General features: G+C 34.1%; 14 protein-coding genes. All 14 read left to right on the top strand.

Going from position 1 to position 24,827, the window contains the following annotated elements:
* Positions 1-2: 2 nt before the first annotated feature.
* The 14 genes from Q0870_RS07980 to Q0870_RS07915 all read left to right on the top strand — a co-directional run bounded on the left by Q0870_RS07980 (position 3) and on the right by Q0870_RS07915 (position 24,745).
* A complete protein-coding gene (locus tag Q0870_RS07980) occupies positions 3-2,279 on the top strand; it encodes a GH92 family glycosyl hydrolase (protein WP_298554243.1) in 2,277 nt (758 codons plus the stop codon).
* Between the two features lie 2 nt (positions 2,280-2,281).
* Entirely contained in the window at positions 2,282-3,256 is a 975-nt protein-coding gene (locus tag Q0870_RS07975) for a N(4)-(beta-N-acetylglucosaminyl)-L-asparaginase (RefSeq protein WP_298554241.1), read from the top strand.
* Positions 3,257-3,437: 181 nt separating this feature from the next.
* Entirely contained in the window at positions 3,438-5,771 is a 2,334-nt protein-coding gene (locus tag Q0870_RS07970; RefSeq protein WP_298554238.1) for a PSD1 and planctomycete cytochrome C domain-containing protein, read from the top strand.
* 4 nt (positions 5,772-5,775) lie between these two features.
* A complete protein-coding gene (locus Q0870_RS07965; protein WP_298554235.1) occupies positions 5,776-7,233 on the top strand; it encodes a DUF1501 domain-containing protein in 1,458 nt (485 codons plus the stop codon).
* A 9-nt stretch (positions 7,234-7,242) separates the two neighbouring features.
* Positions 7,243-8,286 carry a 6-bladed beta-propeller gene (locus tag Q0870_RS07960; RefSeq protein WP_298554232.1) on the top strand — a complete coding sequence of 348 codons (1,044 nt, stop codon included), beginning with the start codon at positions 7,243-7,245 and terminating at the stop codon, positions 8,284-8,286.
* Positions 8,283-9,074, top strand: coding sequence for a chitobiase/beta-hexosaminidase C-terminal domain-containing protein (locus Q0870_RS07955; RefSeq protein ID WP_298554229.1), 792 nt, complete (start codon positions 8,283-8,285; stop codon positions 9,072-9,074). The genes Q0870_RS07960 and Q0870_RS07955 overlap by 4 nt, the downstream gene beginning before the upstream one ends.
* Positions 9,075-11,189 (top strand): FN3 associated domain-containing protein, encoded by a 2,115-nt coding sequence (locus tag Q0870_RS07950; protein WP_298554226.1) that lies wholly within the window; start codon positions 9,075-9,077, stop codon positions 11,187-11,189. It abuts the gene before it with no gap.
* Between the two features lie 34 nt (positions 11,190-11,223).
* Positions 11,224-12,195 carry a type I phosphomannose isomerase catalytic subunit gene (locus tag Q0870_RS07945; protein WP_298554224.1) on the top strand — a complete coding sequence of 324 codons (972 nt, stop codon included), beginning with the start codon at positions 11,224-11,226 and terminating at the stop codon, positions 12,193-12,195.
* Between the two features lie 11 nt (positions 12,196-12,206).
* Entirely contained in the window at positions 12,207-14,555 is a 2,349-nt protein-coding gene (locus Q0870_RS07940; RefSeq protein WP_298554222.1) for a GH92 family glycosyl hydrolase, read from the top strand.
* Positions 14,556-14,569: 14 nt separating this feature from the next.
* Positions 14,570-15,739 (top strand): DUF418 domain-containing protein, encoded by a 1,170-nt coding sequence (locus Q0870_RS07935; RefSeq protein ID WP_298554218.1) that lies wholly within the window; start codon positions 14,570-14,572, stop codon positions 15,737-15,739.
* Between the two features lie 19 nt (positions 15,740-15,758).
* Positions 15,759-18,014, top strand: coding sequence for a GH92 family glycosyl hydrolase (locus Q0870_RS07930; RefSeq protein WP_298554215.1), 2,256 nt, complete (start codon positions 15,759-15,761; stop codon positions 18,012-18,014).
* Positions 18,015-18,231: 217 nt separating this feature from the next.
* Positions 18,232-21,312: a SusC/RagA family TonB-linked outer membrane protein gene (locus Q0870_RS07925; protein WP_298554212.1), complete on the top strand. Its 3,081-nt coding sequence runs from the start codon at positions 18,232-18,234 to the stop codon at positions 21,310-21,312.
* An 11-nt stretch (positions 21,313-21,323) separates the two neighbouring features.
* Positions 21,324-22,871 (top strand): SusD/RagB family nutrient-binding outer membrane lipoprotein, encoded by a 1,548-nt coding sequence (locus tag Q0870_RS07920; protein WP_298554209.1) that lies wholly within the window; start codon positions 21,324-21,326, stop codon positions 22,869-22,871.
* Between the two features lie 8 nt (positions 22,872-22,879).
* A complete protein-coding gene (locus Q0870_RS07915; protein WP_298554206.1) occupies positions 22,880-24,745 on the top strand; it encodes a LamG-like jellyroll fold domain-containing protein in 1,866 nt (621 codons plus the stop codon).
* The last annotated feature ends 82 nt before the right edge of the window (positions 24,746-24,827 follow it).

Raw genomic sequence — 24,827 nt, 5'->3', positions numbered from 1 at the left:
CTATGAAAAAAAGCTTCATTTATATAACTTTTGTATTGGTATTTGGAGCATGTAGTCAATCTAAAACTACAAAGGCAGACACTAATAACATGTTGGTGGATTATGTTAATCCTTTTATAGGAACAGATGGTCCTGGTAATACCTACCCTGGTGCAACAGTACCTTTTGGAATGGTGCAATTAAGTCCAGATATTGGTATTCCTGGCTGGGATAGAATTGCAGGGTATTATTATCAAGATTCTATAATTACGGGCTTTTCGCATACCCATTTATCGGGAACTGGTGCTGGAGATTTATATGATATTTTAATCATGCCAGTAAACAGTAGGTCAAAAAAAAGGATTGAGGCTAATAATTTTAAACCCTTTTCGTCTTTTAGTCATGACCAAGAAAAAGCATTTCCCGGCTACTATTCTGTAGATTTATTAGACTATGGTATTAAAGTAGAATTAACCGCTACAAAACGTGTTGGGATACACCGTTATACATTTCCAAAAGATGGTAGTAGTGAAATTCATATCGATTTAGGCTATGCTTTAAATTGGGATAAGCCTACAGAGACTTATCTAGAAAAAGTAAACGATACCACTATTCAAGGTTATCGTATGTCTACAGGTTGGGCAAGAAACCAAAAAGTGTATTTTCAAATGCAGTTTTCAAAACCTTTTGATACGCATAGCTACTTTAAAGGTGACACACTGAAGATTTACCCCATGAAAGGGAACACTAAAATGGTGCTCAAATATCAAACGATGGAAGATGAGCAGGTTATTATCAAAACAGGATTATCTTCAACAAGTTGTGAGGCTGCTTCCTATGCCATAAAAATGGAAACTACAGGTTTCGATTTTGATTATCAACAGGAAAAAACAACGCTTATTTGGGAAAATCAACTTAAAAAAGTAAAAATAAAATCCCAAGACGACAATAAGAAAAGTGTGTTTTATACAATGATGTATCAATCCATGTTAGCACCAACATTATTTAGCGATTATGGTGGCACTTACAAAGCGGCTAATGATGAAAATGGAAATTACAAAACAGGCGTAAAACCTATTGCTAGAGCACGAGGGTTTCATCGATACGATACTTTTTCGTTGTGGGATACCTACAGGGCGGCGCATCCGCTTTACACCATTTTACAGCCAAAATTAGTGCCAGATATGATAAAATCACTCTTGGCACATTATGATGAAACAGGTGAGCTTCCCGTTTGGTCTATGCAAGGGAGTGAAACTAATATGATGATTGGTTATCATGCGGTGCCAGTTATTGTAGATGCTTATTTTAAAGGCTTTAAATTTAATGCAGAAGTAGCCTATAAAGCGTGTAAAGAAAGCGCTATGGTTAATGATAGACAAATAGATATTTATAGAGCCAAAGGATATATTCCTGTTGATAAACATCATGAAAATTGGTCGGTTTCAAAAACTATGGAATATGCTTATGATGATTGGTGCGTTGCCATGTTCGCAAAAGGTTTAGGAAAGCTTGACGATTACAAAATTTTTATAGAACACTCTCAAAATTGGAAAAACCTTCACAACAAAAATAACTCGTGGTTTCAGCCTAAAGATGAAAAAGGGAATTTTATAACCCCTTTTATTCCAAAAGAGTATAGTCCATATTTTTGCGAAAGCAACGCATGGCAATATTACTGGTACGTGCCGCATGATGTTGGTACACTAATTGAAAAAACAGGAGGTGCAGAACGTTTTGAGCAAAAGCTAGATTCTATGTTTTCGTATTATCCCGAGCCAACGGACAAACTACCTGTTTTTAGCACAGGGATGATTGGGCAATATGCGCACGGTAACGAACCAAGTCATCATGTAGCGTATCTATATAATTACTTAAAAACACCATCTAAAACTCAGAAATTAGTTCGAAATATTTTAGAAAACCAATATAAAAATGAACCAAATGGGCATTGTGGAAATGAAGATTGCGGACAAATGTCGTCTTGGTATATTTTTAATGCATTAGGGTTTTACCCTGTAAATCCTGCACAAGGAGTTTATAATTTGGGAGCGCCATTGTTTGAAGAAGCAACAATCCAACTGCAAAATGATAAAACCTTTAAGGTTATTGCAACCAATCATGCTTCAGAAAATATTTATGTTGAAAGCATGACCCTAAATGGAAAAGTATTAGATAGACTATATATCACACATAAAGAAATTATTAATGGTGGTGTTTTAGAATTTAAAATGACAAATACTCCCAATGATGCTTTGTTTGATAAAACACGCTTACCACAACAAAATAACATCTATTGAATATGAGATTTTTAAAAGCCATATTAATTTTTAGTGTAATATTTAGTTTTAATGCTTGCGAAAATTCAACTTCAAAAAAAGAAAAAAAGCAAATTATAAAATCAGTAGTCATTTCAACATGGAATCACGGGTTAGTAGCGAACGAATCGGCTTGGGAACTTTTAATAAACGGAGGAAGTGCTCTCGATGCCGTTGAGGTTGGTGTAAAAACCGCAGAAGCAAACCCAAATGTACAAACTGTAGGTTTAGGTGGCTTTCCCGATAGAGAAGGAAAAGTAACTTTAGATGCTTGTATTATGGACCAAAATAATAATTGTGGTTCGGTAGCATTTTTGCAACATATAAAACACCCTATTTCTGTAGCGCGAAAGGTTATGGAAGAAACACCTCATGTCATGTTAGTTGGAGAAGGCGCATTACAATTTGCATTAGAACAAGGGTTTGAAAAAGAAGACTTGTTAACCGAAAAATCTAAAAAAGCTTATGAAGCGTGGTTAGTTAATTCTAATTACAAACCTATAATTAATATAGAAAACCACGACACGATTAGCATGTTGGCGTTAGATGAAAACGGTAACCTTTCTGGGGCGTGTACCACAAGTGGGGCATCATGGAAAATGTATGGACGCGTAGGAGATTCGCCAATAATTGGAGCAGGCTTATTTTTAGATAACGAAGTTGGTGCAGCAGCAGCTACAGGCATGGGAGAAGCCATGATAAAAACAGCAGGAAGCGCTATGGTAGTAGAATTAATGCGCCATGGAAAATCGCCAGAAGCAGCCTGCAAAGAAGTGGTAGAGCGCATTTATAAAATCTATCAAAACGCGCCAGATTTAGAGTGGTTGCAAGTAGGTTTTATTGCTTTAAACAAAAATGGCGAATATGGTTCTTATTGCTTAAGGCCAGGGTTTAATTATGCTGTACAAACGAAGTCTATAGAGAATCAATTAATAGATGCTAAATATAAAATCAAATGATACATGCTTTTCGTCACTTTTTGATTGAAATATTGAGTTAGGTACACTAAAAGAAGGAGTTTTTAGAGTTAGCAGCATTTAAAATTAAATCTGTTATCTGAAAAAATATAATGTCAAGATATCTCCATGATTTTGATTAAATATTCCAGATGTAATTATCGCTATAAATGTAATTTTATATATGAAAAAAAACTTAGCATTATTTCTATGTTTTATAATACCGTTTTTAGCTGTATTATCTGTTAAGTATGTTTTAAAAAAAAATGATGCATCCTCATATAATGCATCAAATCAGTATGGTTTAGATTCAAATCAAGGGAAAGTTAAAACACAAACGAAGTTACCCGATACTGTAGATTTTAATTTTCATATAAAACCTATCCTTTCAGACCGCTGTTTTTTATGTCATGGTCCTGATGAAGGTACCAGAGAAGCAGGACTACGATTTGATATTGAAGAAGGCGCTTTTAAAGCTTTAGGAGAAGGATTAAATAGATATGCTATTGTACCAGGCGATGTTAATAAAAGCCAGTTAGTAAAACGAATTACAGCTTTGGAAGATGAAAAACGAATGCCCCCATTAGCCTCTAATCTTAGTCTATCTGAGTACGAAAAGCAACTACTAATAAAATGGATTAAGCAAGGAGCTGTTTGGAAAACGCATTGGTCTTTTGTGCCACCAGTTAAAAAAGTATTACCTAAAGTTTCAAATGCAGAATGGATATCAAACGATATTGATTATTTCATATTAAAACGATTAGACCAAGAAGGTTTAAAACCTTCAGAAAAAGCTTCAAAAGAAAAACTACTGCGTAAAGTATATTTCGATTTAACAGGTTTGCCTCCTTCAATTTCTGATATAGACGATTTTTTAAATGATACCGATGCAAATGCTTATGAGACGGTTGTAGATAAATTATTAGCGTCTAAAGCTTATGGAGAACGTATGGCTTCCGATTGGTTAGATGTTGCTAGATATGCCGATACACATGGTTATCAGGACGATGTACTGCGATTTATGTGGCCTTGGCGCGATTGGGTAATTAATGCGTATAACAAAAATTTAAGCTATGATAAATTTATAGAGTGGCAAATAGCGGGCGATTTATTGCCAAATGCAACTATGGAACAAGTTTTGGCTACTGGATTCAATAGAAATCATAAAATTACTCAAGAAGTTGGAATAATAGAAGAAGAGTATCGTGTAGAATATGTTTTAGATAGAACCAACACAACATCTAAAGCTATTTTAGGACTCACTATGGAATGTGCCCAATGTCACGACCATAAATACGACCCTATTTCACAAAAAGAATATTTTAGTTTTTTCAGCTTTTTTAATAAAGTAAATGAAAAAGGGCAAGTAGGTTATGATGAACTACCAGAACCGAATTTAAAAATCACAAAAAATGAAATTAAAGATGTTTTAGCATTTGTAAATCTACCAGATTCTATTGAAGAAGTACGCCCAATGATTATGAAAGACGGCGCTCGCAAAAGAAAAACATTTGTTTTAAAACGAGGCGCTTATGATGCACCAGCTGACGAAGTACAGGCAAGTACACCAAAAGTTGTTTTAAACTACGCAGATTCCTTACCTAAAAACAGATTAGGCCTAACTAAATGGTTTTTTGATGATGAGAACGCTTTAGTATCTCGGGTTGCTGTAAATAGAATGTGGCAACAAATTTTTGGCGTTGGTATTGTGTCTACTTCGGCAGATTTTGGAAATCAAGGCGCATTGCCTTCACACCCAGATTTATTAGATTATTTGGCAGTTACTTTTAGAGAAGAAGGATGGGATATGAAACAGATGTATAAAAAAATGGTAATGTCTAGTACCTACCAACAAACCTCAAAAATATCGCCGCAATTATTAGAAATAGACCCAAATAATGTATTGCTAGCCAGAAGTTCTAGAAGCAAACTTTCTGCAGAAATGGTTAGAGATAATGTGCTAGCTGTAAGTGGTTTGTTGGTTAATAAAGTGGGTGGGCCAAGTGTAAAACCATATCAGCCACCTGGGCTTTGGGCAGAAACAACCTCTGGAGTTGGCCTAACAAATTATATTCCTGATACTGGAGATAATTTATATAGACGAAGTTTATATACGTTTTGGAAAAGAACAGTTCCACCGCCATCTATGGTTACGTTTGATGCGCCTACAAGAGATTTATGCGAAGTAAAGCGTCAAAAAACAAGTACGCCATTGCAAGCGCTAGCAATGCTTAACGAACCACAGTTTATAAATGCAGCGAAACATTTAGCAGAAAACATAGTAACAAAAACGGCAGTTGATGATTCTAAAAAAGTGGAACTCATTTTTAGAAAAATAACCACACGTTACCCAAACGAAGACGAACTCGCAGAATTGATGGCGTATTTACAAACTGTAAAAAACGATTATAAATCAGAAAACTCTAAAGAGAGTACAGAACAGGCAAAATCGATATATGCATATAGAGCTTTAACAAGTTTGATATTAAATTTAGACGAAGCAATCATAAAAGGCTAGAGGTATGGAAGAACTATCAAAACACTTTTTGAATAATAATCGCCGACAGTTTTTAAAGAAAATGGGACTCGGTATTGGCGGGTTAGCCGCCGCATCTATGTTAGACCCTTTTTCAGGAATGGCCGCTAACGCTTCTACAAACCCAACGGGTTTAAATTTGCCGCATTTTGCACCAAAGGCGAAACGTGTTATTTATTTGTTTCAGAGTGGAGGGCCTTCACAATTAGAACTTTTTGACCATAAACCATTGCTTAATAAATTGCGTGGTCAAGATTTACCAGATTCTGTGAGACAAGGGCAACGATTAACAGGAATGACTTCGGGGCAAGATAGCTTTCCGCTAGTAGGTAGTCAATTTAAATTTAATCAATATGGGCAATCTAGAGCATGGGTAAGTAGCCTTATGCCATATACAGCAAAGATTGTAGACGAGTTGTGCTTTATAAAATCTATGCATACCGAGGCTATAAATCACGACCCTGCAATTACATTTTTTCAAACAGGTTCGCAACAACCAGGGAGACCAAGTATGGGCTCATGGATGAGTTACGGTTTAGGAAGTTTAAATAATAATTTGCCAACGTTTACGGTGTTGCTATCACGAGGAACGGGCAGACCATTAACACAACCTTTATATTCCAGACTTTGGGGTAATGGCTTTTTAAGTTCCTTGCATCAAGGCGTACAATTTAGGGCAGGAAAAGACCCTGTGTTATTTTTAAAAAATCCTGATGGTATTTCTAGAAACGAGCGCCGACAAATGCTAGACTATATTGCCGCAATAAATGAAAAGCAAGAACGCGAATTTGGCGACCCTGAAATTAATAGTAGAATAGCACAATATGAAATGGCATACCGCATGCAAACCTCTGTTCCAGAAACAATGAATGTGGATGATGAACCAGAACATATCATAAAAATGTATGGTATGGATGCAACAGTTCCCGGAACGTATGCCGCTAACTGTTTATTAGCACGCAGATTGGTAGAAAAAGATGTGCGTTTTGTACAATTATATCATATGGGTTGGGACCAACATGCTAATTTACCTGGGCAAATAGAAAAACAAGCCAAAGATATAGACCAAGCAACAGCAGCATTAATTTTAGATTTAAAACAACGCGGATTGTTGGATGATACTCTAGTGGTTTGGGGAGGAGAATTTGGAAGAACAAATTATAGCCAAGGCACATTAACAGATACTAATTATGGTAGAGATCACCACCCAAAATGTTTTACCATGTTTATGGCTGGCGGTGGCGTAAAATCAGGGTTTACGTATGGTGAAACAGACGATTTTGGATATAATATTGCCAAAGACCCTGTACATGTACATGATTTACAAGCCACCATGATGCACCTTATGGGTATAGACCACACTAAGTTTACACATAAGCATCAAGGGCGACGTTTTAGATTAACCGATGTTTCAGGACATGTCATAAACGATTTAATAACCTAATAATTTACTATGCAGCGTAGAAAGTTTTTAAAGCATACATCTTTAGCATCCTTGGGTATTTTAGCGTGCCCGAGCTACAGTAGCGCGTTTTCGTATAATAATTATAAGGATGTGATTATTGGGCATAATTCGCACCAATATAAAGTAGATTTAAACTGGGGGAATTTAAACCCGTTGCAAACACCTGTAAAAGATTGTCACGAGATTGTTCAAGATTCAAAAGGAAGAATCGTTTTACTCACAAATCACACTAAAAATAATATCATAATTTATGATAAATCGGGTAAATTCATTACATCATGGGGTACAACATATCCTGGTGGTCATGGGTTAACTTTGGTTAAAGAAAATGGTGAAGATTTTCTGCTAATTACAGATTACGAAAGGCATCAAGTCATAAAAACAACCATAGACGGGAAAGTAGTTTTTGAATTAGATTACCCTGCGGAAACGGGGCATTACGAAAATAAAGAAGCGTATAAACCTACGGAAACCACAGTTTTAGAAAATGGCGATTTTTATGTGGCAGATGGTTATGGCAATCAGTTTATAACGCATTACAATCATAAAGGCGAATTGCTAAATAGTTTTGGAGGCAAAGGAACGGAAGACCATCAATTTTTAAACGCTCATGGTATTTGTTATGATAATAGAGACAAAAATAATCCGACGCTTTTAATCTCTGCTCGCGAAATGAACGTGTTGAAACGCTTTAGTTTAGACGGCAAATATGTATCATCTATAAAAGTACCAGGAGCATTAATTTGTAGACCAGTTATTCATAAAAACGATATTTATTTTGCAGTATTAAAATCTAAAAACGCGAGTAACGACGATTCTGGTTTTTTATTAATTATGAACGAAAAAAACGAGGTGGTTTCCTGCCCTGGAGCAACATCACCTAATTATACAAATGCGGGTTTAGAGGAGTTATATCAAACGGTACGTCTTTTTCAGTATCCGCATGATGTTTGTATAGATGATGATGAAAATTTATATGTAGCACAATGGAACTCTGGACAAACCTATCCTATAAAATTAACGCGGGTATGAAAGCAATAATCACCATATTGGGACTTTTTTTAGTGGGTTGCGGACAAAAAGAGAATACAGCATATTTACAAACGAATGTGATAAGTGTATCGCCACCAAAAATCACAACAAATAGTTCGTTAATAGATTCCTTTGTAACAGTAAAAGCTTCATTAAAATTAGAGGATGCATCTATATATTACACAAAAGATGGCAGTATGCCTAACGAAAAAAGTACGTTATATACTAAACCTTTAAAAATTGAAAAATCAGGAACGTATAGCTTTAAAGCGTATCATCCAGATTGGAAAAGTAGTGCAATCTCCATGATAACGTTACATAAAAAAGGCATCGATGTTTCTGCTGGTTTTTCAGTTTCAGAACCCCACCCAAAATACGTAGGAGTTGGCAATTTAACCTTAGTAAATCAACAAAAAGCATCCTTAAATTTTTCAGATAAACAATGGGTAGGTTATGATACCCTAGTAAAAGGAAATATTAATTTGAAAGAAGAAGCATTTATCAAATCGGTTACTATTGGATATTTAAGCGATATGAGTTCTTGGATATTTCCACCAAGTAAAGTTTCTGTTTTGATAAATAATAACCCTAGTTTAAAAAAGGAAATAAGGTTGAACACACCCGATAGTGTATCAGCTAGAAAAATGGACGCACTCATTATTCCTATAAATGCTAAAGTGAATACCTTATATCTTGAAATAGAAAATAGAACGTCTATTCCTAATTGGCACGAAGGTTCTGGTGGTAAAGCATGGTTATTTATGGACGAATGGATTATTAACCAATAGATGTTTAAAACACAAAAAAACATATTTGCAATTCTCATTAGTTTACTATCTGTAAGCATGGCTTATGCTGATAATACAGAAGAAACGTCTCGGTTTATTTTAGCTTTAGGACGATTTCATCCAGTGTTATTGCACATTCCCATTGGTACGTTGGTGTTTTTATTTATTTTGGATATTGTGGGGCGCGTAAGAAAAAAATATCCTAAAGATAGTATCAAACTTGGTTTAGGCTTTTCGTCTGGCTTTGCAATTATTACTTGTATTTTAGGCTATTGCTTGTCTTTAGAAGGTGGGTATTCAGAAGAACCATTATCTTTTCATTTATACACAGGCATAGGAGCAGCAGTACTTATTACTATTTTATTCGTTTTAATTAGATATGAAACTGCCAAAACAAAACGGGTCTTTTTTCCAGTTTTTGTGTTAGCGATATTAAGCATAACTGTGGCTGGGCACTACGGCAGCGTTTTAACCCACGGCGATAAATTTTTAACGGAATATATAGCGCCTTCATCCAAACGAGTAGCTATTACAAATATTGATAGCTTAAAAATGTATGACCATGTGATGCTTAAAATATTTGAAGATAAATGCATTCAGTGTCATAACGAAACCAAAACTAAAGGCGAATTGTCTTTAACATCAGTAGAAAGTTTACTAAAAGGTGGTGTAACAGGACAGGTTTTAAATTTAGGGAATGCACATAAAAGTTCATTGTATGAGCGTATGCTTTTGCCATTGTCTGATGAAGAACATATGCCGCCAGAAGGAAAACCTCAAATGACTAAAGATGAGTTGTGGCTTATTGAATATTGGTTAAATAACGGTTTAAATATAAACGATAAAGTAGCCGCAATTCCTAAAAATGATACATTGGTTAAGTTGCTAAAAAACTATTTAATTTTCGATAAAAAGAAGATTAAAGAAGCATCTCAAAAGGATATTGCTAATGTAGAGGATTATGGATTTTTAATTAGAAAATTAGTGCCTAATCAACCCGAGCTTTGGGTTAAATTTAATGTAGGCGAAATTTCTAAAAAAGCAATAAAAGCATTATCTAATTTAGAAGAACAGATTACTGAATTAGACTTAAGTAACACGGCGCTTACGGATGATATGTTATCTGGTTTAGATGCACTACCTAATCTAAAAAAATTAAAACTAACCAATACAAAAATAACAGATAATAGTATTGCGTATTTAAAGGATTTAAAAGCGCTTAAAATTATTAATTTTGTGAAAACTAAAATTACAGATAAAGGTTTAAAGCAGTTACTAACTACTATTGATTTAGAAAACGTTTATGTCTGGGAAACACCTATAAGTAATACAGAAACAACCAATTTACAGCAAAAGTTTAAGGTAGAAATTAATAACGGTATTATAGAAGGATTTACGGGCGATGCTCAATTAAAACCACCATTTCTAAAAACTAAAAAAACATTATTTTTAGATACTATAAGTGTAGCTTTAGAATCTCATTTTGTAAACACTAAAGTTTATTATACATTAAACGGAAAAGTACCAGATACTACAGCAAGTCTATATACAAAACCGTTTGTGATTAATGATGCTTCTCAAGTTAAAGCAAAAGTGTTTAAAAAAGGCTGGGAACCTAGTGACATATTGAAAGTAGATTTTTTAAAAACGAGACATAAAGTTAAGAAGTATACTTTAACTAATAGACCAGATATTAAGTATGACGGACCAGAAAAACTTTTCGATTTAACTTTTGGAACAGAGAATTTTGCCGATAAAAAGTGGACAGGATTTTTAGGAAAAGACGTAAATACGACTATAGATTTTGGAGAGGAAAAAGGAATTAATAATATTACGGTCAGTTGTTTGGGAAAAGCCCAAGACTGGATTTTATTTCCAACCCATATCACGGTGTATTCCAGTTCGAACAACAAAGATTTTAAAAAAGCAGGTCGTTTAAAATTAAACGAGAATAACATAAATACTAGTGCTGTAATAAAACGATACAATGTTGTTTTTCCTGAAGTAAAAAAGCGATATTTAAAGATTATAGTGCATAACCCAAAAGTACTACCTAAATGGCATGAAGGAGCGGGAAATGCTTCTTGGATATTTGTAGATGAAATATTTTTTTAATAACATAAATAGTAACTTTAATTATAAACATAAAATGAATTTATACCCTTTAAAATTTACGCCCCTTTATAAATATAGAATTTGGGGAGGCGAAAAATTAAAAACAGTTTTAAATAAAGATTATACAGAAGAAAGCATAGGAGAATCTTGGGAGATTTCAGGAGTTGAAAACGATGAAACCTTGGTTGCAGAAGGGCCTCTTAAAGGTAAAAGTTTAAAAGCATTAATAAATGAGTTTAAAGGCGATTTTGCAGGTAATAATGTCTACGAAACCTTTGGCGATAAATTTCCGTTACTCATTAAATTTATTGATGCTAAAACACCATTATCCATTCAAGTGCATCCAAGTAACGAGATAGCAAAAGAGCGTCATAATTCGTTTGGTAAAAATGAAATGTGGTATGTTATGGGCGCCGATAAAGATGCAGAATTAATTGTTGGTTTTGATGAAAAAATAAATCAAGAAGACTATAAAACGCATTTAGAAAATAATACGATTTTAAATGTAATGCATCATGAAATTGTAGAAAAAGGGGATACATTTTATATTCCAACGGGTAGAGTCCATGCTATTGGTGCAGGTGTTTTATTGGCAGAAATTCAGCAAACATCAGACATTACCTATAGAATTTATGATTACGATAGAGTAGATGCTAAAACGGGGGAAAAGCGCGAGTTGCATAACGATTTAGCGATTGATGTTATAGACTACGAAGTGCACGATGCTTATAAAACAGATTACAAACTAGAGACAAATAAATCAAATACACTAGTGCATTCGCCATATTTTAAAACCAATATTATTGCGTTAGATGGTACGATGAAAAAAGATTATTCAAATCTAGATTCTTTTGTTATTTATGTGTGTGTTGAAGGTGCAGCTAATTTAAGTTGTAATGGTGAACGCTACGATATTAAAAAAGGGGAAACACTTTTAATCCCCGCAAGTTTAAGCGAAATACAATTAGAATCAACAGGAGTTAAAATTTTAGAAGCGTATTATTAATGAAAAGATGTATGAAGACAGTTAAATATTTATTTTGTGTATTATTTTTAAGTATGCTTTCTTGTAATCAAGAAGCGGAAAAAGAAAATACTTCGAATATAATTTCGAAAGGAAAAAGTTTAGTAGATTTTGTAAACCCTTTAATGGGAACAGATTCTTCTTTCGATTTATCAAACGGAAATACATATCCTGCAATTGCAACACCTTGGGGAATGAATTTCTGGACACCAATGACTTCCAAAATGGGAGATGGTTGGACATACAAGTACGACGAAAATAAAATACGAGGTATTAAACAAACCCACCAACCAAGTCCGTGGATAAACGATTATGCCGCATTTTCATTAATGGCGGTAACGGGCGATTTAAAATATCAAGAAGACGAACGTCAATCTTGGTTTTCTCATAAAGCAGAAACTGTAAAACCACACCATTATAGTGTGTATTTAGCAGATTATGATGTTACTGCTGAGGTTACACCAACAGAGCGAGCAGCTCATTTTAAATTTACCTTTCCAGATAATCAATCGTATATTTTATTAGATGCCTTTTTTAAAGGATCTATGGTTAAAATTATACCCGAAGAACGAAAAATTATAGGCTACTGTAGAAATAATAAAGGGGGTGTTCCAGAAAATTTTCATAACTATTTTGTGGCAGAATTTGATAAAGATTTTGAAGTAACGCACACTTGGGACGATAATTGGAAACTATTAGAAAACTCTAAAGAAAGCGAGGGAGAACATGTTGGAGCCATTGTGGGTTTTAAAACAAAACGAGGCGAGGAAGTCCATGTAAAAGTAGCATCGTCATTTATAAGTTTAGAGCAAGCAGAACTCAATTTAAACCGAGAAATAGGAGCCGATACTTTTGATGATACGTTAGAAAAAGCAAAGGCATCATGGGAAACAGAGTTAAACAAAATTACAGTTGAAGATGATAATATAGATAACATCAGAACCTTTTATTCCTGTTTATATCGTGTGTTATTATTCCCAAGAAAATTACACGAATTAGATAAAGACAATAACATAGTGCATTACAGCCCATATAACGGCGAAGTTTTACCAGGTTATATGTTTACCGATAACGGATTTTGGGATACGTTTAGAGCTGTTTTTCCTTTTTTCAATATGGTCTACCCAGAGCTAAATAGCCAAATTATGGAAGGATTGGCAAATACCTACAAAGAATCTGGTTGGTTACCAGAATGGGCTAGTCCTGGACATCGCGATTGTATGATAGGTTCTAATTCGTCACCAATTATTTCAGATGCATTTTTAAAAGGTGTTACTGTAGATAATGTTGATTTGCTTTTAGAAGCCATGATTAAAAATGCAACTACAGCAGAAAACAGACCGCTTTCTAGAGGCGGAAAAGTGATTAAGTCAGTAGGACGAGAAGGGATTGATTATTATAACAAATTAGGTTATGTGCCATACAATGTTGGAATAAAAGAAAACGCTGCCCGAACGCTTGAATATGCTTATGCCGATTTTACAATTGCGCAAATGGCAAAAAAACTTGGTAAAGAAGATATGGCAAATACATTTTACAAACGTTCTTTAAATTACAAGAATTTATTTGATTCTGAAACAGGTTGGATGCGTGGTAAAAATGAAGACGGTTCGTTTCAATCGCCTTTTAATCCTTTAAAATGGGGCGATGCGTTTACCGAAGGTAACAGTCTACACTACACATGGTCCGTTTTTCATGATGTCAATGGTTTAATTGATTTAATGGGAGGGAAAGAAGCTTTTGTAAACCAATTAGATGCTGTGTTTAACATGCCGCCAGATTTTGATAATTCGTATTACGGCTTTACCATTCACGAAATAAGAGAAATGCAAATTATGAATATGGGGAACTATGCACATGGAAATCAGCCCATTCAACACATGATTTATCTGTATAATTATGCAAATACAAGTTATAAAACGCAAGAAAAAATTAGAGAGGTATTAACAAAATTATACACGCCAACACCAGATGGGTATTGTGGTGATGAGGATAACGGACAAACATCAGCTTGGTACGTATTTAGTGCTTTAGGTTTTTATCCTGTTACGCCAGCCGTAAATCAATATGTTATTGGCAGTCCTTTATTTAAAAAAGCAACCATACATTTAGAAAATGGAAAAACGTTTCAAATTTCGGCACCTAATAACTCGAAAGAGAACTTTTATATTCAATCAGCTACTTTAAATTCTGAAGCTCATAACAAATCATTTATTACGTTTGATGCTATTCAAAATGGTGGTGAATTGTATTTTGAAATGGATAACACACCAAATAAGAATTGGTCTAGTGATGCTGATGCTGTGCCGTATTCGTTGAGTTTAAGTGAAAAAAATAATTAATATGGATTTAGGATATGACTAAAAGAATTGAATTAGTAGATGCTATTAGAGGTTTTGCACTTTTTGGAATATTATTAGTTCATGCTCTTGAGCAATTCGATTTAGCAAATTATCCTGAAGCAACGGGTGTTTTAGCAGAATTAAATATCATTATTAGAAAAGTTGTCTTTTTCATATTCGCAAGTAAAGCCTATTCAATTTTTTCAATAATGTTTGGTTTTAGTTTTTTTATTCAACTAAATAATAGAGAAGTTAAGGGAGAGGATTTTAGATTAAGATTCGTTTGGCGCCTTGTAATTTTATTTATCATAGGGTATATTTTTTCGTTGTTTTATATAGGGGAAATACTTACCATTTTTGCTTTGTTAGGGTTAATTCTTGTTCCTATGTACAAATTAAAAACACCCTTTTTAATTATTTTGGGAGTGTTATTTACTATACAGATACCTACACTCTATAACTTGTTTATTTCCTTTACGGATAATGCATTTGTGCATAAAAACAGTTGGCATCATTGGGCTTTAGTATCCAAAACTTTTATGGAAGGTTCGTTTTTTGATGTCGTTAACTTTAACTCTATAAATGGTCATCTTGCCAAATGGCAATTTATGATTAACACAAACCGATATATACAAATGATAGGCTTATTCATTGTAGGTTTATTATTAGGAAGATTTAAATATTTTAAAAATATTGATAAACACAAAAAAATAACCCTTAAGGTTTTAATGGTTTGTGGGCTATTGGCTTTAGTGTTTCATTATGTGCCTTTAAGTTTCCAAGAAAGTACCTTTTCTAAGGTACAAATAGATTTATTAAATCAATTGTTTTCATCCTATTTTAATTTTGTATTCACATTTTTTATTATAGCACTTTTTATAGTCATATACACGTCTATTTTTCAAAAAGCAAAGAGTTCTATTTTAATAAACTATGGTAGAATGAGTTTAACAAATTATGTTGTTCAAGCTCTTTTTGGAACTATATTCTTTTACGGATATGGTTTTGCCATGTATAAATATTTTGGCGCTACTATGTGCTTTTTATACGGGATTACATTTTTTGTTTTACAAGGGTTCTTTTGTAAGTTTTGGTTAAAACATTTTTATTATGGTCCGCTAGAGTGGGTATGGAGAGCTTTTACATTAATGGATTTTAAATTAAAATTTAGAAAAATAAATTAACATAACACATTACTAAAAAATGAGAAATATTTTTAATAAAGAATTATTACTTTTTATAAGTGTTGTTTTGATGCTGTTTTCTTGTAAAGAAGAAGTAAATAAAGTTGAAGTTTTAAAAGATTTCACGCAATATGTAAATCCGTTTATAGGAACTTCCAATTTTGGAACCACCAATCCTGGTCCTATTGCGGTTCGTGGTATGGCTAATGTATCGCCGTTTAATGTAGCAGGCTTTCAAAACTTACCTTTAGAAAAAGATAGCCGTTGGTTATCAACACCGTATATCAATGAAAACCCTTTTTTAACGGGCTTTAGTCATGTTAATTTAAGTGGTGTGGGTTGCCCAGAGCTTGGCGTAATTTTAGCAATGCCAACAATAGGGAGTTTAGAAACAAATCATTTAAAATATGGTTCAACTTATTCAGAAGAAAACGCAACTATAGGTTATTACAGCAATAAAATTGATAAATACAATGTGAAAGTTGAAGCTACGGCTACAACACGAGTAGGTGTAAGTAAATATCATTTTCCTGCTGGAGATGCTAATATTCTTTTAAATCTAGGTTTAGGATTAACGAATGAAGAAGGTGCCATGGTAAAAGTGGTATCGTCTACTGAAATTGAAGGAATGCGTAGCGTAGGGTCATTTTGTTATTACAAACCAGAAGAAGCTTATCCTGTTTATTTTGTAGCGCGCTTTTCAAAACCTGCTGATGAATTTGGTATTTGGAAAAAACCAAGAAACTACACAGGTGTGGAAGCAGACTGGATGACGTATAATGCCGAAACACGAATTAAAGAAAACTATACAAAAGAAGTGGTTGGCGATAGTATTGGTGCGTTTATGCGTTATAAATTTGATAAACCATCAACGGTTGAAATGAAAATAGGCGTCTCCTACGTGAGCATAGAAAATGCACGTGAAAATTTAGAAAAAGAAACAGCAGATAAAAGTTTTGACGATATTCTTGCTGATGCTAAAAAAGAATGGAACACGTATTTATCGCGAATAGAAGTTGAAGGCGGTACAGCCGATGATAAAACTATTTTTTACACTGCTTTGTATCACACGCTAATTCATCCAAATACCTTAAACGATTTTAACGGCGAGTATCCAAAAATGAAAACTAGGGAAACTTTAAAAACCGATGGTACGCGTTACACTGTGTTTTCGTTATGGGATACTTACAGGAATTTGCACCAATTGATGAGTTTGGTATATCCAGAACAACAATCGAATATGGTAAAAAGTATGTTGCAGATTTATGATGAATCAGGTTGGTTACCAAAATGGGAGCTAAATGCAACTGAAACCACAACCATGGTAGGAGACCCAGCAGGTATTATTATAGCAGATACTTATTTAAAAGGTATTCAAGATTTTGATGTTGAAAAAGCTTATGAGGCCATGAAAAAGAGTGCAACACAATTAGAAAATAACCCGTTGCGCCCAGGTATTAAAGATTATATTGAAAAAGGCTATTTAACCACAAAGACTGTTCATAGTGGTTCTGTGTCAACCACTCAAGAGTATAATATTTCAGATTTTGCCATTGCACAATTAGCAAAAGCATTAGATAAAAAAGATGATTATAACACCTTTTCAGAACGTGCTATTTCATATAGAAAACTCTTTGATAAAGAATTAAATTTGTTACGACCTAAAAATGACGATAGCAGTTGGGTGGCACCATACAATCCTGAAGCAGGGGCCAATTTTGAGAAAAACTTAGGTTTTATAGAAGGTAATGCATGGCAGTACACTTTTATGGTTTCTCATGATACCAAAGGGCTTATAGAATTAATGGGAGGCGATACACCTTTTGTAAATAGACTGGAAGATGTTTTTAAGAAAAACCAGTTTGATATGGCTAATGAGCCAGATATAAATTATCCATTTTTGTTTAATCATATAAAAGGGCAAGAATATAAAACGGGGCAAAAAGTAAATGAATTATTAAAAAAACATTTTAAAAATACACCCGACGGACTTCCAGGAAATGACGATACAGGAACTATGAGTGCTTGGGCAGTTTTCTCAATGATGGGCATTTATCCTGTAACCCCAGCAGAACCTAAATATGCTATTACTACTCCTGTTTTTGATAAGATTACAATAAAGTTGAATAGTAAGTATTATGAAAATAAGGAGTTAGTTATACAACGAATAAATAATAAAAATCAACATATTAAATTAGGAAATAAAGATGTTGATGGGTATTTCGTAAATCATACTGATTTAATAAAATCAGGAACTTTAATTATCAGTCAATGATAACCTTAATTTCCATTAAATAACTTCTAATATATTGACAGATTAATAGTTATTTGTGATACCTAATAATATGTAGGATTAATAGAGGTTTGTGTATACTATAGTCACAAACTCCTTTTCAAAACCGTTGTTTGTCGAAAAACTAATTCTTTACTAACAACTTTTTTGTTTTTTTATAATTAACAATGAATTAACTAAACATTAAACTAATCAAATTATGACAAAAAATGTACTAAAACTTCTGTTTGCTGTAAGTATGCTGTTTTGTTACAGTATGCAGGCACAGACTGCAGTAAGTGGTTCTGTGGTTGATCCTAGCGGTATTCCTCTACCTGGGGTAAATATTACAGAAAAAGGAACAACTAACAATGGTGCTTCTACAGATTTTGATGGGAATTATTCCATCAACACAAGTTCTTCTTCTATACTTGTATTTTCTTATGTGGGTTTTGTAACACAAGAAATTGCAGTAGGAAGCCAGACAACAATTAATGTTACCTTAAATGAAAGCCTTGAGGCTCTTGGTGAGGTGGTAGTTACCGCTTTAGGTATTAAAAAGGAAAAGAAAGCGCTGTCTTATTCAATTCAAGAAGTGGATTCTGAAACTATTAACGCAGGAGCTAACCCGAGTGTTACATCTGCACTTCAAGGAAAATCGGCAGGTGTAAATATTACATCTTCTGGAGGTATTGGTGGTAAACCCAGAATTGAACTTAGAGGCGCGAGTTCGCTAAGTGGAAATGACGATTTGCTTTGGGTAATAGATGGTGTGCCGTTTTCTACGGAAGATACAGCTACAGATGCTCAAGGATTATTTGGAGGTACTTCAAACGGTGGAGGCTATTTAGATATTAACCCTAATGACATAGAAACTATGTCTATTTTAAAAGGAGGTCCTGCTGCCGCATTATATGGTTCGCGTGGTGCTAACGGTGTTGTTCTTGTTACAACAAAAAGCGGAAAAAACTCTAAAGGATTAGGTGTGTCTTATACGGGGGCAACTACATTTTCAGAGGCTGCTTATTTTCTTGATTTGCAAAAAGAATATGGGCAAGGAACTAACGGAGTTTATGATCCTCAATCTAGAGTTTCTTGGGGTCCACGTTTTGACGGCGAAGATCGAGTTGCTTGGACTGGAGAGACTTTGCCTTATCAATCAGAATCAAATTTATTGGAGGATTTTACCAGAACAGGTGTTAGTACTTCACATAACTTGATATTTACTAACTCAGGAGAAGATGGTCATTTTAAAGTGTCTATTGGTAAAGATAAGTCAGAGGGTATTTATGATGGTTTTAATATAGATAGATTGAATTTTGATTTAAAAGCAAGTTATGATATCAACCCTTGGATGAATATAGATGCTAAAATGTCTTATATTAATACTACAGGGGAAGGCAGACCTACTATAGGTGTTTATAGTAGTGTGTCTTACTGGAATGGTATGCCAGCAAATATTAGAACCCAAGATCTGGCTCCTGGTTTTGTGTTTGAAGATAATCAGACTAGGGAATATTTATTTGGACCTAGTACAGTTTTAACTGAAAATCCGAATGCTGATAACAGAAATCCTTATTTCTTAAGAGCTTCTAGTTTTAATAGTGATGAACGTAACAGAGTATTTGGGTATTTGGGTACCACATTCAAGTTTACTGATAACCTTCAGTTAAAATTAAAATACGGACTAGATGTTTATCGTTATGAAGCGATAAATGGAAATCGTTATGAAGACCTTATATTTACAAATAATACACCGTCAATTAACACATCAGAATCTTTCTTTAAGGAAGAAAATGCTGAGTTCCTATTGAGTTATAATAAAGAATTGAATGATGATTTTACTATTAGTGTTAGTGGTGGAGGTAACCTAATGAGTCGTGGTATTCAAAATTTAAATGCGGCATCAGGTAAGTTATCTTCTGAAAATAACCTGTTTTTAAATGCAGCTACAAATTTTGGAGTAAACGAAACTTTTAATGATCGAGAAATTCATTCTTTATATGCGTTTGCAGATGTTTCATACAAAAATTATCTATACTTAAACGCCACTGCAAGAAATGACTGGTCTTCAGCATTACCAATAGATGCAAATTCATTTTTCTATTCTTCGGTAGGATTAAGTGCTCTTATTTCAGAAATGACAGATATGCCAGATTGGTTAAATTATTTAAAAGTTAGAGCGTCTTGGGCAGAGGTAGGAAAGGATACAGACCCTTACCAAACAAACCCTGTATTTACATTAGCTCCAAGTAATTTTCTGCTTTTAGCAACTACTACGCCTGATGCTACGGTAAGTCCAGATTTACAACCAGAGATTTCAACTACAACGGAACTTGGACTTGAATTTAGACTACTTAATAATCGCGTAGGATTTGATATCTCATTATATCGAGAAGATACTCGAAACCAAATTATTCCAGTTGTTGTGCCTCGATCTGGTGGTTTTACTACTAGAATTGATAATTTAGGTTTAGTAAGAAATGAAGGTATTGAAATATATGCCAATGTAGTTCCTGTTAAGACAGAAGATTTTAATTTAGGCTTAACGTTTAATTTTGCTAAAAATATAGGGACAATTGAAGAGTTTATAAAAGAAGAACCAGAAAGTTTTCATCGTTTTTTCGGGGCAACAGTTCGTGGTATTCCAGGAGAGCGATATGGTGATATTTATGGAACATCTTACCAAAAAGATGATAACGGAAATATTATAGTTGGAGCAGATGGTTTACCTACTACTAGTCCATTAGATGTCAAACTAGGTAATGTGCAAGCAGATTTTACAGGTTCTATAGGTCTAAATGCATCTTACAAAAACTTTTCTTTAAATGCCCTTTTAATAATGCAAGAAGGTGGTGATATTTTATCATTAACAGAGCGCTCAGCAACAGGAAGTGGAAATACGCCTAAAACGTTAAGTTTAGGTAGAGATCCTTTCTTTGTGCCTACTGGTGTTTTAGCAGACGGTAGTACTAATACAACTATTGTTAGCCCTCAAGCTTATTGGCAAGCTGTTACTAATATTGATGAGGAATTTATATATGATGCTTCGTTTATGAAGTTAGGAGAAATTTCTCTTGGATATTCACTACCTAAAACGGTTTTAAAATCTATAGGAAATGGATTTTTAAATGAGGTTAGATTCTCTGTAGTTGGTAGAAATTTATTCTATCTTTATAGAAATACGCCTGGTACAGTACCAGATAATGTTTATAACTCAGATTTTGGATCAAAGGCTGTTGATTTCTCACCAGTACCTGGTGAAAGAACCTATGGTTTTTCTCTTAACGTTAAATTATAAAAAAAATGAATATGAAAAAAGCAATAACCCTAATGTTAAGTGTATTCATTACACTAGTTAGTTGTACAGATGACTTTGAGGAGATAAATACGCGTAAAGATGCTATTGTTACTCCAGAAGCAGGACAGTTATTTACTACAATAGTAACAGTTCCTGTATATAACTACCAAAGAAATGTGAATTTGTTTGCAGATTTTTATTCGCAATACTGGGCAAATACAGTATCTGGTTTCGAATCTGGTCGTTATGAATATGTTGATGGTTGGATAGGTAATATGTGGCGTGAATGGTATACAATAGGCCTTTCAGACATCCGATCATTACAGAGAATATATAGAGAAGACCCTACTTATAATAACCTAATGCAAGTTCTGGAAATTTGGGAAGCCTCTGAATGGACAAGAATGACAGACCAATATGGAGACATTCCGTACTTTGGAGCTGGAGTTGGTGAAGTAGTACCCTATAATTCACAACAAGAAATATATTATGATTTGTTTGATAGAATTACAGCAGCAGTTAATGCTATTGATTCAAATGATTCAAGCCAGATTGGATTAGAAAAAAACGAGAGTCAATCCATAAGTCCAGATTTAATTTTCCGTTGGGATTTAGAGAAATGGAAACGTTTTGGAAATTCTTTAAGATTGCGTATGGCAATGAGAATTTCTAATATAGATCCTGGAAAGGCTCAAACAGAAGCTATAGCAGCTATTAATGCCGGTGTCATGCAGAGTAATGCAGATGTGGCACAGATACCAGCTTGGAATAGAGGGTTTTATGACTATTTAAGAAATATGGCGGTAGCTTGGGATAATATAAGATGTTCAAAAACATTTTTGGATTTTATGTATTCTGAAACTTCAATGGAAGATCCAAGAGCCAAAATATGGTTTGCTTATAAAGAAAGCTCTTCTATGTTTGGTGCTGATCGTTTAGAAGGTGTTGCCAATGGTTATAATATTTTACCTGTAGATGCTAATGACCACGCTACCATGAATGCAGATACGAATTACGTAGGCTTTTCAGGAGATGGTGGGGAGATTGATCACTATCAACCAATTATGCTTTATACAGAGGTGTTATTCTTACAGGCTGAAGCTGCTTTACGAGGTTGGGGAGCTGGAGATGCCAATGCTTTAATGTTAGAGGGTGTAAGGGCTTCTATGGAGTTTGTTGGTGTAGATCCTGCAGATGCTACGGCATACATAAACGAGTTGCCAGCTCTGTCTGGTTCTAATGAAGCAAAATTAAAACAGTTAATTACTCAAAAATATATTTCTAATTTCCCTAATGGAAAAGAAGCATGGGCAGATTTTAGAAGAACAGATTATCCAGATCTTACTCTGCCTCTTGATGGTGTAAGTAGTGCAGCTTCTGTAGCTTCTGGAACATGGGTAAAAAGAATTAGATATCCAGATAATGCTCATGAATTGGAGCAACAAAATATGCCAGCTGGACAAAACACAATTGATTCTGATAGAATGGATATAAGATTATGGTGGGATACTGCAGATACTAAGACAAAGTCTGATGGTTTAATGAATAGTAATTTTTAAAAAAAAATATGATGAAGATATTTAATAATTTAAAGAAAGTAGCACTAGTGTTACCCATGATATTGGTATTATTTACCATATCATGTGCTGACGACGATGAAGTAAAGGCACAGAATTTTGATATTGCTCAATTAGAATCTAGGCTTGCTGAAGCTGAAAATTTAATAGCTACGGGAATTGAGGGTACTAATGCTGGAGATTATCAACCAGGATCTAAAGATGCTCTTCAAGATGTTATAAATTGGATTTATAAACGTATTGAAAGTTCTCAAGAGCAGGCAGATATTGATGATGCAGTAATTAAGCTAAACGCTGCAATAGAAAAGTTTTCAACAAGTTTAGTTTCTGAAGCTTTCCCATGGGTACAACATGGTATTGGTTCTGGAATAGAACTTTCAGACAATATTAAACAAGCAATGTATAAGCCTTCTACTATTGAAATGGAAATATATATAGTAGACCTAAACCAATTAGGGTATGCTAATAATCTATTTAGTACTGAAGATGAACCATCTAGAGGATTGGGGTCTAGATACCAAGGTAGTGGTCGCATACAGGTTCAAGCTGGTACTGCTGAAGGTTGGCCTGAGTCTCCTTGGGCTCCAGATGGAACTATGAAATCTGGTGAGTGGATGAATGTTGCTTATACTAATACTGGTAACGAACAAAAACTTTATGTAAACGGACAACTGGTAACAACTCTTAGTTCAGTTCCAGAAATGACAGACGTTGCAATGTATTTAGGAAACAGCCCTTCTTTTAATGATCGTTCATGTAATACTTTATTTAAAGAATTTAAGGTATGGGATTCTGTATTTGACCAAGGAACAATACAAGCAAATATTGGAGTAACAGTTGATGGAACTGAATCTGGTTTAGTGGCCTATTTCCCATTTAGTTCTAATTTAGGTGATAGTTTTTCTGATGTCATTGGTAACTCTACAGCCACTTTAAAAGGAAATTTTGAGTGGGTAACAGAGCCGCCAGTTATAGTTTTAGACTATACAAATTTAAATGCTGCTATTCAGCAAATGACAGATTTTAAAGCTACTGTAGTAGAAGGCGATATGGATGGTGATTATCCAATAGGTACAATTGACTATATAGATGCTTTATTAGCTAATGCTAATGATGTATTAGCTAATGATGGAAGACAAATAGCCTTAGATGATACTGCGAGTGCATTAATTGATTCAATAGCGCTGATAAATGCTAATTTAGTAGGGCCTGCAGACGGAGTTTATATTGATAGCGAAGACCCAAGTGCTGTAGGTTTAAGAATTACACCAAATTATACACCACAGGGTGATTATACTTATGAATTTGAAGTAAAGTTAAAAACTTTAAACTTTACAACTAACCCTCCAATAGGGGATATCATGGGTAATGGTAATATTGGTTTCCGTGTAAATGGTTACGCTGAATTAACAGAAGAAAATGTACTTAATTCTGGTGGAGGATGGAACTGGACTAACGTTGCAGGGTTTGGTTACATTGGTCCAATGTATCCTGCGGGAACATTAAAATCTGGAACTTGGCACCATGTAGCTATAGTACATGATAACACAGCAAAAACAACAGCTATTTATGTTGATAATATTATTGTAGGAGAATCTATAGATATAGATGTTCCAGCGGTATCTACATGGGGTGAAATTTGGTTAGGAAACTCTTTTGGTTTCAAAATGAATGGAGATATCAAAGACTTTAGGATTTGGGACGAAGTACGTTCAGTAGGACAATTTGATGCTGATATAGATGGTACTGAAGCAAATCTTCAAATCTATTTCCCTCTTGATAGAGTTAAAGGTATTCAGTTTGCAGACGAAACAGGAAATTATGCTGGAGAAATGAGAGGAATTGTTTGGAATTAGTAGTATAAAATTAAATTTATTAAAAGCGCTAGATATTAAATATGTTAGCGCTTTTTTTTATATTACTGGTTAGTAATACTAT

The organism is uncultured Algibacter sp. (assembly GCF_947487575.1).
Taxonomy (GTDB): domain Bacteria; phylum Bacteroidota; class Bacteroidia; order Flavobacteriales; family Flavobacteriaceae; genus Algibacter_B.
The sequence above is the reverse complement of the archived record's forward strand: the minus strand, read 5'-3'. Positions and strand labels throughout refer to the sequence as shown.